Genomic DNA, 12695 nt, shown 5'->3' with positions numbered 1-12695 from the left:
AGGAGTCTATCCCGGATTTTGTGTAAACCTCCCCAGTGATGTAAAATAGGAGCATCATTTGGGGAGGTTTTATCATGAGCAGAAAAACACGCAGTCCAGAAGAACAAGCTCGCAGAGCAAAGATTCGGGAGTTGTTGCAGGCAAGCAACATTGGCAGTATGGAGGACATCCAGAACTTGTTCAGGGAAACCATTGCCGAATTTATGGAAAACGGCCTTGAAACCGAGATGGATGAATCTCTGGGCTATGGTAAGTACGACTATAAGAACAAAGATACCGACAATAGCCGCAATGGGCATAGCAAAAAGAACCTTCGCACCAGCTTTGGTGAAGTTGAAGTCTCTGTCCCTAGAGACCGCAAGGGAGAGTTCGACCCGCAACTCATCAAAAAGAACCAGACCAGCATAAGTCAGGATATTGAGGAGAAGATCTTCTCCATGTATGCCAAAGGCATGACTACCAGTGATATTGAATCCCACGTTCGAGACATATATGGTATCGAGGTGTCAGACACCACCATTAGCCGCATCACAGACAAAATACTGCCGATTGCCAGAGAGTGGCAGCAACGTCCACTGGAAAGCCTTTATGCCGTAGTGTTTATGGATGCCATTCATTACCATGTTCGCAGTGAGGGGCAAATTGTCAAGAAAGCCGTATATATCGCCATTGGCATTGACATGGACGGACACAAAGATGTACTGGGGATGTGGGTAGGCGAGAACGAAAGTGCCAAATTCTGGGCCAACATCCTGAACAGTCTCAGGAACCGTGGTGTAGAAGACATCCTCATTGCCTGCACGGACAACCTGACGGGCTTCTCAGCAGCCATAGAGGCGGTTTTCCCACAGACAGATATACAAAACTGCATTATCCACCAATTGCGAAATTCCAGCAAATATGTCAGCTACAAAGACCTCAAGGCACTTATGGCTGATTTGAAAGAGGTTTACGCAGCGGTAGATGAGCCATCTGCCCTGGCTGCATTGGAGCGATTTTCGGAGCGTTGGGATAAGAAATATCCCAAGATTTCCCAATCCTGGCAGGATAACTGGGCTAATTTGAGCACCTACTTTAAATTTCCCAAAGAGCTAAGAAAGTTGATTTACACCACTAATACTATTGAAGGCTTTAACCGCCAACTACGGAAAGTGACAAAAGCCAAATCTGTATTCCCGACAGATGACAGCTTGCTGAAGATGCTTTATCTGGCCATGATGGATATTACAAGGAAATGGACAGGACGCCGCCAAGACTGGAGCCTTATCCATGCCCAGCTTGCCATTTATTTCGACGGGAGAATTCCGGAATAAAAAATGCCTGCACTACCAAGAATCTCTTGGTGTGCAGACAAAGGATTTCTATACTTCGATATAGAAAGAAAAAAAATACTATACCTGTTTTACATTGCTACAGGGAGTTTACACAGAATTTGGGACAGCCTCGCATTGAGTTATTTATTTGCCCATTTTTTTATTTGCGGCTGCAGGAGACGAACTACCTTTTTCCGTGAAAGGTTTCTCTCGAGGACAATCTTGTTTTCTTCGGCATTGCCGAAGACTTCTGTAGCGCATTTCAGAGCACCGTCACCATAGCAGGAAATAGTTGCTGCGTATGTTTCAAGGTCATGGATTTTTAAGAACAGCATATTCATTTTCTGCGTAGAGTAATTCTTCGATATCCAATCGCCGAGTCTTTTTTCCAAAGCGTGCCTTTTTTCCGGTGTCAATGCAACAATTGTGGCACACCCATAAGAAATACCATCAATCTTAAACTCCTTGTAATCGGAATAGAAAATATCTTTATCCGACATATCCTTATAGGCAGCGAATTCTTCTTCCATAGCAAGGAAATAGGCTGACCTATCTTTTATACCTGCTTTTTTCTCAAGGCTGTATACCGCCTGCCTGTCCAGATCTGTTGTTGTACTGCTTTGCAGGTTATCAGTATCGGATAATATTGCCGAAAGCATCATACCGGCCATATCTCTTTTGATAGGGACATTGGCCTCAATATATTCCAACCAAACGATGGTGGCAGTACAGCCTACCGGCATATTGCGGTAGTAAATGGGAGCTGAGGTCTTTACATCGCCAATCATATTATGATGGTCAAGCACCTCCAATATATTGGCACTTTCCATGCCTTTTACTGCTTGGGCAAAGCTGTTATGGTCTACAAGAATAATGTTTTGGCCAGAAGCATTTTCAAGCACCAAAGGTTCTTTGACGCCAAAATATCTTAGGGCGTAGGTCGTTTCAGCATTGGGCGGTGCGGCAATCCGAGCCTCTGCATTTATGCCCAATTCTCGTTTCAGATTTGCATATGCAATGGCTGTACATACGGTATCTGAGTCAGGTGGATTGTGACCTACTATGTAGGTCACGCCAGTGCCATAATCAATGCCTTGCATATACGCTGGATAGTTGATGTCTCGCTGGTGAACTGCTCCTTCAACAGTGGTATGGCAAATAAGTAATCCAATAAGGAACAAAGCGCACCCCAATATAACGGAATTATTTTTATTTCGCATAGGTATTCTCCTTTTGTATATAGGCGTTTTGGATAAATTCTAGCTTGGTAATAAAATGTCCTGCAATAAAGGTAGATAAGAAAAATATAAACACCTCGCCCCCTTTATGAAATAGGGGGGGCGAGGTGTTTTTGCGTTATGGATAATTAAAGAGATGAAAGGGCTGGGCTATGATTTGTGACTTTGCGCCGCCGAGAGGGACAGAGGGAGGATGCCGTTTGCAGAGGGGGGCAAAATGGCTATGAAAGCAGGATTTATGGTTGCATTAGCGAAATTTGATATTGATGGGGGTGACTGGATATGAAAAAAATGATAACAATATTCACGATTGTTCTACTGGTTGCCATGACAGTTCCAGCTATGGCGGCATCTGTCATCAACAAGGATGGCTGCTATAAAGGCATCAAACTATGCGGCAGGGTGAAAGTGGTGGAGCACTTTGCAGATATCAAAGTAAAGGTGGTGGATTCTTTCCCTGACCTGAAGGTTAAGGTTGTTGAATATTTCCCGGATGATATCGGCGAGTGGAAATTCGTGGAAAGCGGGGAAGACTTTACCGTACAGTTTGTCGAAAATTTCCCGGATATCAAAATCAAGTACGTTAATTCTTTTCCAGGAGTGAAATGATTACGATCTTATTCGCGAGCCTATTGGCAAGGCATTGAGTACAGCAGTCAGCATGGAGGTGAGTTAATGCCTTTAGAAATCGTACGTAACGATATAACCAAAATGCAGGTGGAGTATTTCATTCAGCATGGAGAGTTCGACATCATTACCATCAATGAAACACTTTTTGCTTTCGAGCAGCCACTTCTCGGTTGCTGATTTGTCGCATGGCAAGCGACCTGACCAGCATAGTCTTTTGCTAGAATAGAATTACAAAAGAAAGGAGTGAATGCTATGCTGGGAGCAATTGTTGGTGACATTGTAGGTTCTGTTTACGAGTGGAACAATATCAAGACAAAGGATTTTCCACTGTTCCGGGATGACTGCTTCTTCACGGATGATACGGTTATGACCTGTGCCGTAGCTGAAGCCGTTATGAATGGTGGCGAAAAGGATGATTTTATTGATGCCATGAAGAAGTATGGTCGGATGTACCCGGATGCTGGCTATGGCGGCAGATTTGGGGCATGGCTGTTTTCGGATAATCGTGAGCCTTATAACAGCTTTGGCAATGGTTCGGCAATGCGTGTTTCACCCTGTGCCTGGGTGATGGATTGCGGTTTCTGTGCCAGAACGGGAATGTGGCCGTCAAATGGCAGGGCTGGAGCAAGTCTGTCTGCAGAGGTTACACATAACCATCCGGAGGGCATCAAAGGGGCAATGGCGACTGCGGATGCAATCTTTATGTGCCGATATTATTTTGGTGGTTATCACGGAGATTATGAGAAACCAATCCATGATAATCCGGCAGAATGTAAACGACTCATTAAAGAACATATTGAGAACGAATACGGCTACGACTTATCCCGTACGCTGAATGAGATACGTCCAACATATAAGTTCAACGAAACTTGCCAGGAGACTGTACCACAGGCGATAATAGCTTTTTTGGAAAGCACGGACTTCGAGGATGCTATACGCAATGCCATATCCCTTGGCGGTGACAGTGATACGCTGGCGGCTATCACCGGCAGCATTGCTGAAGCTGCCTACGGTATTCCTGACTGGATAAAGGATAAGACATATTCCTATTTGGATGAACCCTTGAAGGATGTGCTGCGTCGGTGGAGGCAGTACATTAAGGCAAAGAATGGCGGTCGTAGGGCAATCCACACAATGGTTACCAATATGAACGAATATCTTCGCAGCAACCATCAAGCATGACATCTCGAAATGTCGCATGACAGGCGGCCAAATGTCCCCTTATATACAGATGGCATGGAGATTGAATATTTAGGTATGTGGTTGGCTGCCTGGCAATATGCTGGGCGGCCTTTTGGTTCTATATTTGGTAGAGAACAGCCCTTCTGTGGTGTATAATGAGTATTGTAAAATTCTAAGAACGAACAGGAGTTTTAAGTTGAAGGTACTGAACTTTTACGGCGGTGCAGGCATTGGCAAAAGCACTATCGCCGCAGACATTTTTTCGAAACTGAAACGTAAGGGACATAAGACGGAGCTGGTGGGCGAGTACGCTAAGTGGCTTTGGTATCAGAATGCTACGGACATCGTGCAGGATCAGCTGTATCTATTTGCTGAGCAGGTACATCGGCTGAAGACGTTGGAGCGGTATGGCGTGGAGTATGCAGTCTGCGATTCGCCCCTGCCGCTTAACATCATTTACAACAACACGCCGGATGAACTGTTTGACCAGCTGGTTATGCATGAGCATGCCAAGTTTGATAATGTGGAATACCTGTTGCAGCGCAATGATGAGTTCATCAGTATTGATGGCCGCAAGGAAACAAATCTGGAACGGGCCAAGGTAAAGGACAAAGAAATCAAAGCTGTTCTAGAAGGGGCAGGTATCGACTATACGGTCATATCGCCGTGGGAAACAGATAAGGTATTGCTGGATTTGAAGATGAAGTGAGGCCGTCATATGCGGATATATGTTGATGCAGATGCTTGCCCAGTAGTAATAATAACAGAGCAGGTGGCCCAAAAATATGAATTGCCTGTAACACTTCTCTGCGACACCAATCATATTTTGACTTCGGCTTATAGTGAGGTGCGTGTAATTGGTGCCGGGGCACGTTGTGACTCCTTTATTATATTTCGTGAAACGGTAATGTTTGAAATCTAGGTATAAATTCTAGCCTGCAGTACATGAAACAGGTCAATCAACTGTGTTATCAGATAAACACGAATTAGTGATTGAGGATGTTATGTTTCTTTGCCAAACGCAAAACAATGGAGCCTAGAATACCACAGCTTATTGTCTCGCCTATAAATATCTGAAATGCGATTAAAGGCCAAAAGTCCTCAATGCCATACACAAAAATGATTATGGGTGGGACAATTATTGTATTGCTGATAACGGGAGCAAGCCATGAAAGCCATGGCTTATGCCTTAGGGCATATGTGCCAAAGGCTCCGAGCAGGGTGGCAAATGAACCAAACACTACGTCCCAAGGCGCACAGCCAGTCAGCAGATTAGCCAGCAGACAGCCAACGGTAAGACCGGGAATTGCCGCAGGCGTTAAGCAGGGCAAAAGAGTCAATGCTTCAGAAAATCGCACTTGAATGGCCCCAGAAGCCATACCCATAATCTCAGCTAGATAGGTCAAAATAATATACAAAGCTGCAATAAGACCACCGATTGCAGCTTTTTTCGATGCAGTCAAAGTGATACCTCCCAAAGATTAGAATAAGTATATTTTACAACGCTAGGAACAATCTGTCATGTAAAGATGTGTATGCTGACAGTTTCATTTCCGGCACCAGCCTCAACAAGCGGACGGAAATTCATATAAGGGTAGAGGGCACGGGCTAGTCACGTGCCAATTGTTTCCTAACACCTATAAAGAAATACACCTTATATTTAGTCACATTTGTGCCACCGTCATTTTCGAGATACAAATGAAGGAATACGCTATTTTTACGGCGAATTAGCACATACGATAAAAAAGCAAGCGTAATAGCTAAATGGAGCCGTTAAAATAAAGCACGCGACTTTGTTTCAAGACTAGTAAAGAAGGGAAAGTAATGGTGAAATTAAGCAGACTTGAAGAAATAACTGATTTGCGCACTGTATGGCCGTTCAAAGCATATCTGGAATGATTCGGTAATGGGGAGAGGGGATTAAATGCCATTAGAAATTGTACGCAACGATATAACGAAAATGCAAGTCGATGCCATCGTCAATACGGCGAACCCAAAACCTATAGTAGGTGGAGGCGTTGACCGGGCAATACACAAGGCGGCAGGCGCAGAGCTGCTGGCAGCACGGAAGAAAATCGGTGCTATAAATACAGGCATGGCGGTGATTACACCGGCCTATGGACTTCACGCTAAGTTTGTTATCCACACGGTAGGCCCAGTTTGGCAGGATGGCAAGCATGGCGAGCGTGAGTTGCTGGCCAGTTGCTATGCAAATTCCCTACAGCTGGCAGCTGACAACGAATGCGCCTCGATAGCTTTCCCACTTATCTCGGCAGGGATATTTGGATGCCCGGCGGAGATAGCTATAGCTGTGGCAACCCAGGCTATACGTGACTTCTTACTCGACCATGAGATAGATGTCTACCTTGTGGTGTTTGACCATAAGGCGTTCAAAATTTCCAGCAGCCTGTTTGAGGATGTACAAAGCTATTTGGATACGAGATATGTCGAGGAACTGCTGGAAGAGGAATATCGGGATGATTACCGTGATAGGCACAGATTCACGGAAGTACCAACTTGTTTAGGTGATGAAACTTGTGCTGGTGAAGTATCAGACATTCCAAAATTTCTAAAGCCGCAGAAAAAACGCTCCCTAGAGGATTTGTTGGCTGAAGTGGATGATACCTTCTCAGAGGCACTTCTGCGGCTTATCGATGCCAAAGGCAAGACAGACCCAGAAGTATATAAGCGGGCAAATGTTGATCGCAAGCTATTCTCGAAAATCCGCAACAATCCTGCTTACAAGCCAAGCAAGGCAACAGCTTTGGCCTTTGCGGTGGCTTTGGAACTGAATTTGGATGAAACCAAGGATTTTATCGGACGGGCAGGCTATGCTCTATCTCGTAGCAGTAAGGCAGATATAATTATAGAATATTTCATTCAGCGGAAGGAGTACGACATCTTTACCATAAATGAAACTCTGTTTGCCTTCCAGCAGCCACTTTTGGGTTGCTGAAATTGTCGCATGGCAGGCGACCTAACGTCTCCTTATCTTCGGTAGAATAAAGCTATCAAAGATAAGGGGGCGTTTTCAATGAAGAAAGGTTTAACAGAAATCGTATTTATTTTGGACAGGAGTGGCTCTATGAGCGGCTTGGAGTCTGATACCATAGGTGGTTTCAACTCGCTCATCAAGAAGCAGAGTAAGGAGCCGGGAGAAGTTATTGTCTCCACAGTATTGTTTGATGACACCTGTGAGGTAATCCATGACAGGGTGCCGATGGACAAGGTGGAGAAGATGACTGAGGATACTTACTTCGTCCGTGGCTGTACAGCTCTCCTTGATGCCGTAGGTGGTGCTATCCATCATATCGGTAATATCCACAAGTATGCTCGTGATGAGGACCGACCGGAGAAAACACTATTCATCATCACCACAGATGGCATGGAGAATGCCAGTCGCAGGTATACTCACAGTAAGGTCAAGAAAATGGTGGAGCGTCAGAAGGAGAGGTACGGCTGGGAGTTTCTGTTTCTGGGAGCAAATATGGATGCAATAGAGGCCGCAGGACATATTGGCATCCATGCTGACCGGGCTGTCACCTATCAGTGCGATGAGGAGGGGACAGCACTTAATTATGAAGTCCTGGGTGCGGCTATTCATCATGTGCGCAACTGTTCGGAGCCACTGATGCCTTGCTGGAAACGTAGGATTGATGAAGATGTAAAGCGGCGTGGTGGCAGAGGAATTTAAAATTTAGGGATATGGTTGGCTGTCTGGCAATATGCTGGGCAGCCTTTTTGTGCTATATTTGGTGGAGAACGACTTTTCGGTGGTGTATAATGGTTATATCGTGCAGGATCAGCTGTGCCTCTTTGCCGAGCAGGTGCACAGACTGAAGACGCTGGAGAGGTATGGCGTCGTAGTAACTCAGGACTACGGCGTGGCGGCGATGGCTTTGGGAAAGAGAGCTTATGCCATACATCAGAACGGCTGGCAGTATACTGCTGAAAACATCGACCGCCTGCTGATGGAGCGTCATATGGCGAAAAAAGCCAGACGGTCAAAAAAGAAGGTGCATCTGAAAGGCCCGGCCAAACGCACCGGGGCAGATAATGAGAAGTTTGCAAGTGGGCTGGCTCGTATGTTGGAGATAGCGAGGAATAGCGATGGATTGGCTTAAACTGGAAATATACATACCAGAATCACATTTTTCTATGTTGCAAAGTGCGTTGCAATTAGTTGGTGCCGGGCATATTGGCAATTACGATAGTTGCTTGTCTTACTCTCGTGTCAAGGGTACATGGAGACCGCTTCGGGGAGCCAGTCCGTATAATGGAACTGAAGGCACAGTGAGTGAGGCAGAGGAACTCAAGGTTGAGGTCAATGTCAGCAGCGATAAGCTGACTAGCACCTTACGGGCTATAAGAACTGTCCATCCCTATGAAGAGCCAGTCATAAATGTCATCCCACTGTGTGCGCCTGGGGAGGAAGCGTTGATGGAAGAAACAAAAGAAATTCAGGAGCAGCGGCGATTGCTCTGTGCCAAGTATTGCAGGGCAATACCGCAAAGTGGAGAAGTGTGGCATCACTTCAAGGGAAAAGAGTATAAAGTCGTGGCGTGTCCTGTCATGCACACAGAGTCGCAGGAGATTTACTGCGTGTATCAGGCACTTTATGGCAGTTATGCTATATACTGTCGGCCGCTGGATATGTTCATGAGCGAGGTTGACCACGAGAAATACCCGCAGGCAGGGCAGAAGTATCGGTTTGAGAAAAATCACCAAGGCATATAGATTGCCATGTGACTATGTAATTCATACAGTAGGACCAGTATGGCATGGGGGCAGTGATGGTGAGTCCGAACTCCTGTCCAGATGCTACAGGCATTCGCTGAAGATAAGCGTCGGCACGGGCAAAGTCCCGTGCCAATTTTCTTGTATTCCTTTCTTATTTTATGGTAGAATGTTTATTATGTGAGTTCGTAGAGGTTGTAACTGGATAAGGTACGCTCGGCAGTATTGCCCAGAGGCGTATCACAAAGTGCTCGGAACATAGTCGTAGCAAGGCTCCTCGGTACTCGCACACGAATACACTATTTTTGCCGCTTTTAGGTGTTTCAAAAGGGAAAAGTGTGTTTGTATCAAATTTATTCAACTATTATTGGAGTGTTTTTGTTTGAAACGAGCCATCACTGGTAAAGGTTTGGCGGCGCTGATGTTAGGCGCTGCCGGTTTTATGATGATAAATGTGCCGCAGGCTATGCCGGTATCTGCCCAGGTGCAGGACAAGGTGTATGTCCAGCCGGAATTACCCAATATACCGGGACTGGTTATAAGTCCCAGTGACCCCCTGCAGAAATTGACAGCGCGTTCTGCTGTGGTTATGGATACGGTGACCGGTCAGCTGCTGTATGAACGGGATAGTGATACCCGGCGGTATCCGGCCAGTACCACGAAAATGATGACCTTGATTGTCGCTTTGGAGAAAGGCAATCTTGATGATGTGGTAACGGTGAGCAAAAATGCCGAAGGTATGGAAGGTTCCACATTGTGGCTCGTAAAGGGCGATAAAATTCCCCTGGGTGAGCTTTTGACCGGTATGATGATGCATTCCGGCAATGACGCGACCATTGCGGTGGCGGAGCATATCGCTGGCAGTGAAGCGGCCTTTGTGGAAATGATGAATGAAAAAGCGGCGGCCATAGGTGCCAATGATACGCATTTTGTCAATCCCAATGGCCTGCCGCATGAACAGCATTACACCACGGCGCATGACCTGGCCAAAATTGCGGCATATGGCTACAGCCTGCCGAATTTTGAAAAAATTGTCAGTCAGCAGGAAGTAATCTATGACTGGGTAAAAGACCCGGCCAAGAAACTCCGTAATGAAAATCAGATGCTCTGGCTTTATCGGGGCAGCAATGGCGTAAAAACAGGTTATACTGATGCCGCCGGGCGCTGCCTGGTATCAGCGGCGCGCCGCGATGGCATGCAGCTTGTTGCCGTCGTGCTGGATAGTGTCTACATGTGGAATGATTCCATTGCCCTGCTGGATTACGGGTTCAAAAACGCTACGCCTAAGAGTCTGGTAAAAAAAGGTGACGTTGTTACCAAGGTAAAGGTCAGTGACGGGAATGAAGATGAACTGGAACTGGTGGCTGCAGAATCCTTAGTGGCTGTGGAAAAACAGGGTGAAACCGGCAAGCTGGAGAAAAAATTGGAACTTCCTAAGGAAATTGCGGCTCCCATCAAAAAAGGTGATGTAGTGGGCAAGGTGGTCTGCTATTACAATGGCAAGCGCCAGGGAGCAGTTTACCTTTTGGCAGCCCAAGATGTGGAATACTATTCTTTTTGGGACAGCATCTTCAGCTGGTGGCGTAATCTGTGGAAAGGAATTTTTTGATGGCTGAACGCTTGCAAAAAATCATCGCCCAAGCCGGGCTTGCGTCCCGGCGGGCGGCCGAAAGCATGATACTGGCTGGCAGGGTTACGGTTGACGGTCAGACCATAACGGAACTGGGCGGCAAATTCGATAGCAGCAGCCAGCGAATTTGTGTGGATGGCAAGCCGCTGACCTTGGCAGAGGAAAACGTTTATTTTCTGCTGAACAAGCCGAAAGGTTATCTTTCAACAGCTAAGGACGAACGTGGGCGGCGTACGGTTTTGGATTTACTGCCGGAAGTTAAAGAGCGTGTCTATCCGTTGGGGCGGCTTGATAATAATACGGAAGGGCTGCTGCTTATTTCCAATGATGGCCAGTTGATGAATGGCCTGCTGCACCCGCGCTACAAGGTCGATAAGACTTATGTGGCCAGAGTCAGCCCGGTGCCTACGGAAAATGCCCTGGATAAACTGCGCAAGGGTATAAGGCTGGAAGATGGCCTGACAGCACCCGCAGTGGTCAAGCTGCTCACGGTGGCAGCAGACACAGCCAAAGTAGAAATAACTATTCACGAGGGACGCAACCGTCAGGTGCGCCGCATGTTTGCGGCAATTGGCACAGATGTAAAAGCCCTGAAACGTGTACAATTTGCCGGCCTTACGCTGGCAGGGGTTAAACGGGGCGCGTACCGTCCGCTGACCGCTGATGAAATAAACGAACTCTATAAAATAGCAGGAATAGAACGTGTATGAAAAAAATCATTGTAATCGGTGCCGGACCGGCAGGCATGATGGCCGCCATCAAAGCTGCGGAAAATGGTGCTGATGTAACCATACTGGAAAAAATGAAACGTCCGGGCAAAAAAATGCTGATAACCGGCAAAGGGCGCTGTAATATCACGAATGCCGCCACGGTGCCGGAAATCATCAAGAATATTCATGGCAATGGCAAGTTTCTCAACAGCTCCATGCGCGCTTATGATAATGAAGATGTAATCTATTTCTTCGAGTCGCAGGGAGTGCCAACCAAGGTGGAACGGGGACAGCGTGTTTTCCCTGTCAGCGACAAGGCTCAGGACGTTGTGGATGCCATGGTACACCGGCTCCATGAACTCGGCGTAAAGATTGAAACAGACAGCCCGGTGGCGGAAATTCTGGCACAGGATAATCTGGTAAGGGCGGTCAAACTACAAAGCGGTGCCAGTCTGAAAGCGGATGCGGTTATTCTCTGTACCGGCGGTGCCTCATATCCCGGTACAGGCTCAACAGGGGACGGCTACAAGATGGCGCAGAAACTTGGCCATACCTTGGTAGATATCCGTCCTTCCTTGATTCCCCTGGAAACGGAAGAAGAATGGGTGAAATCTGTACAGGGCCTTTCCCTGCGCAATGTCAAGGCCACACTGCTCGTCGATGGTGAGAAAAAGACGGATATGTTCGGGGAAATGATGTTTACCCATTTTGGGGTGACAGGCCCCATTATCCTGTCCTTGAGCCGGGCGGCGACTGAGGCTTTGCAGAATGAATCCTTTGTGGAATTGGAACTGAATCTGAAACCGGCGCTGGCCGAAGATGTGCTCGATGTCCGCCTGCAAAGAGATTTTGCCAAGTATCAGCGCAAACAGCTGGGTAATGCCATGGTTGATTTACTGCCTCATAAGCTCATTGAACCGGTGCTCGATGCAGCGTTCCTGGAAATGGATAAGCCTGTTCATCAGGTGACCGTGGAAGAGCGTCATCGGCTGGGACAGACCTTACAGCATTTGCCCTTGACTATCACCAAGGCAAGACCGATAGCCGAGGCCATTGTGACGGCCGGAGGCATTTCCGTCAAGGAGATAAATCCCAAGACCATGGAGTCTAAGCTGGTTAAAGGCTTGTATTTTGCCGGGGAAGTGGTGGACGTAGACGCTTATACGGGCGGCTATAACCTGCAGGCTGCTTTCTCCATGGGAGCGGCTGCCGGCAACTGGAGTGTGTGGAACGATTAGGTTTATATAAAGGGGTT

At 46.9% G+C, this 12695-nt stretch carries 16 protein-coding genes; 14 read left to right on the top strand and 2 right to left on the bottom strand.

Features of this window, described 5'->3' with window-relative positions; all coding sequences use genetic code 11:
• Window positions 1-74 precede the first annotated feature (74 nt).
• A complete protein-coding gene (locus DL94_RS0102345) occupies window positions 75-1313 on the top strand; it encodes an IS256 family transposase (protein WP_028128767.1) in 1239 nt (412 codons plus the stop codon).
• Window positions 1314-1453: 140 nt separating this feature from the next.
• On the opposite strand, the gene DL94_RS13935 is transcribed toward DL94_RS0102345, so the two are convergent.
• Window positions 1454-2533, bottom strand: a complete 1080-nt coding sequence (locus DL94_RS13935; protein WP_081798734.1) for a DHH family phosphoesterase — start codon at window positions 2531-2533, stop codon at window positions 1454-1456.
• A 300-nt stretch (window positions 2534-2833) separates the two neighbouring features.
• Between DL94_RS13935 and DL94_RS0102330 the strand changes: the two genes are divergently transcribed.
• From DL94_RS0102330 to DL94_RS0102310, 5 genes are all read left to right on the top strand, one after another.
• Window positions 2834-3160: a 7(1) septoil knot domain-containing protein gene (locus tag DL94_RS0102330; protein ID WP_028128766.1), complete on the top strand. Its 327-nt coding sequence runs from the start codon at window positions 2834-2836 to the stop codon at window positions 3158-3160.
• 66 nt (window positions 3161-3226) lie between these two features.
• Window positions 3227-3358 carry a hypothetical protein gene (locus DL94_RS16505; RefSeq protein ID WP_255326872.1) on the top strand — a complete coding sequence of 44 codons (132 nt, stop codon included), beginning with the start codon at window positions 3227-3229 and terminating at the stop codon, window positions 3356-3358.
• 75 nt (window positions 3359-3433) lie between these two features.
• Window positions 3434-4363 carry an ADP-ribosylglycohydrolase family protein gene (locus DL94_RS0102320; RefSeq protein WP_028128765.1) on the top strand — a complete coding sequence of 310 codons (930 nt, stop codon included), beginning with the start codon at window positions 3434-3436 and terminating at the stop codon, window positions 4361-4363.
• 196 nt (window positions 4364-4559) lie between these two features.
• Complete coding sequence (locus DL94_RS0102315) at window positions 4560-5072, top strand: AAA family ATPase (protein WP_028128764.1); 513 nt, start codon at window positions 4560-4562, stop codon at window positions 5070-5072.
• 9 nt (window positions 5073-5081) lie between these two features.
• Window positions 5082-5285, top strand: a complete 204-nt coding sequence (locus DL94_RS0102310; protein ID WP_028128763.1) for a hypothetical protein — start codon at window positions 5082-5084, stop codon at window positions 5283-5285.
• A 64-nt stretch (window positions 5286-5349) separates the two neighbouring features.
• Here DL94_RS0102310 and DL94_RS0102305 read toward each other — a convergent pair whose 3' ends face one another.
• Complete coding sequence (locus tag DL94_RS0102305; RefSeq protein WP_028128762.1) at window positions 5350-5826, bottom strand: QueT transporter family protein; 477 nt, start codon at window positions 5824-5826, stop codon at window positions 5350-5352.
• A 461-nt stretch (window positions 5827-6287) separates the two neighbouring features.
• On the opposite strand from DL94_RS0102305, the gene DL94_RS0102300 reads away from it, so the two are divergent.
• From DL94_RS0102300 to DL94_RS0102270, 8 genes are all read left to right on the top strand, one after another.
• Window positions 6288-7319, top strand: coding sequence for a macro domain-containing protein (locus DL94_RS0102300; RefSeq protein ID WP_028128761.1), 1032 nt, complete (start codon window positions 6288-6290; stop codon window positions 7317-7319).
• 78 nt (window positions 7320-7397) lie between these two features.
• The gene (locus DL94_RS0102295) at window positions 7398-8057 is read left to right on the top strand and encodes a vWA domain-containing protein (RefSeq protein WP_028128760.1); all 660 of its coding nucleotides are present in this window, start codon (window positions 7398-7400) and stop codon (window positions 8055-8057) included.
• A 49-nt stretch (window positions 8058-8106) separates the two neighbouring features.
• Window positions 8107-8487: a DUF188 domain-containing protein gene (locus DL94_RS13930; RefSeq protein ID WP_231464448.1), complete on the top strand. Its 381-nt coding sequence runs from the start codon at window positions 8107-8109 to the stop codon at window positions 8485-8487.
• A gap of 316 nt (window positions 8488-8803) precedes the next feature.
• Window positions 8804-9100, top strand: a complete 297-nt coding sequence (locus tag DL94_RS15955; RefSeq protein ID WP_156031632.1) for a DUF1653 domain-containing protein — start codon at window positions 8804-8806, stop codon at window positions 9098-9100.
• Complete coding sequence (locus DL94_RS15785; RefSeq protein ID WP_081798732.1) at window positions 9033-9284, top strand: macro domain-containing protein; 252 nt, start codon at window positions 9033-9035, stop codon at window positions 9282-9284. Before DL94_RS15955 ends, DL94_RS15785 begins: the two co-directional genes overlap by 68 nt.
• 198 nt (window positions 9285-9482) lie before the next feature.
• Window positions 9483-10709, top strand: coding sequence for a D-alanyl-D-alanine carboxypeptidase family protein (locus DL94_RS0102280; RefSeq protein ID WP_231464445.1), 1227 nt, complete (start codon window positions 9483-9485; stop codon window positions 10707-10709).
• Window positions 10709-11440, top strand: coding sequence for a pseudouridine synthase (locus tag DL94_RS0102275; RefSeq protein WP_028128758.1), 732 nt, complete (start codon window positions 10709-10711; stop codon window positions 11438-11440). The genes DL94_RS0102280 and DL94_RS0102275 overlap by 1 nt, the downstream gene beginning before the upstream one ends.
• Window positions 11437-12678 carry a BaiN/RdsA family NAD(P)/FAD-dependent oxidoreductase gene (locus tag DL94_RS0102270; protein ID WP_028128757.1) on the top strand — a complete coding sequence of 414 codons (1242 nt, stop codon included), beginning with the start codon at window positions 11437-11439 and terminating at the stop codon, window positions 12676-12678. The genes DL94_RS0102275 and DL94_RS0102270 overlap by 4 nt, the downstream gene beginning before the upstream one ends.
• Window positions 12679-12695: the final 17 nt, after the last annotated feature.

The sequence above is a fragment of the Selenomonas sp. AE3005 genome, from assembly GCF_000686945.1.
Lineage (GTDB): Bacteria > Bacillota > Negativicutes > Selenomonadales > Selenomonadaceae > Selenomonas_A.
This window is presented reverse-complemented; position numbering and strand designations above follow the sequence as displayed.

Coding starts and splice junctions, on each gene's coding strand:
- DL94_RS0102345 (WP_028128767.1), top strand. CDS start 75: ATGAGCAGAAAAACACGCAGTCCAGAAGAACAAGCTCGCAGAGCAAAG.
- DL94_RS13935 (WP_081798734.1), bottom strand. CDS start 2,533: ATGCGAAATAAAAATAATTCCGTTATATTGGGGTGCGCTTTGTTCCTT.
- DL94_RS0102330 (WP_028128766.1), top strand. CDS start 2,834: ATGAAAAAAATGATAACAATATTCACGATTGTTCTACTGGTTGCCATG.
- DL94_RS16505 (WP_255326872.1), top strand. CDS start 3,227: ATGCCTTTAGAAATCGTACGTAACGATATAACCAAAATGCAGGTGGAG.
- DL94_RS0102320 (WP_028128765.1), top strand. CDS start 3,434: ATGCTGGGAGCAATTGTTGGTGACATTGTAGGTTCTGTTTACGAGTGG.
- DL94_RS0102310 (WP_028128763.1), top strand. CDS start 5,082: ATGCGGATATATGTTGATGCAGATGCTTGCCCAGTAGTAATAATAACA.
- DL94_RS0102300 (WP_028128761.1), top strand. CDS start 6,288: ATGCCATTAGAAATTGTACGCAACGATATAACGAAAATGCAAGTCGAT.
- DL94_RS0102295 (WP_028128760.1), top strand. CDS start 7,398: ATGAAGAAAGGTTTAACAGAAATCGTATTTATTTTGGACAGGAGTGGC.
- DL94_RS15955 (WP_156031632.1), top strand. CDS start 8,804: ATGGAAGAAACAAAAGAAATTCAGGAGCAGCGGCGATTGCTCTGTGCC.
- DL94_RS0102275 (WP_028128758.1), top strand. CDS start 10,709: ATGGCTGAACGCTTGCAAAAAATCATCGCCCAAGCCGGGCTTGCGTCC.
- DL94_RS0102270 (WP_028128757.1), top strand. CDS start 11,437: ATGAAAAAAATCATTGTAATCGGTGCCGGACCGGCAGGCATGATGGCC.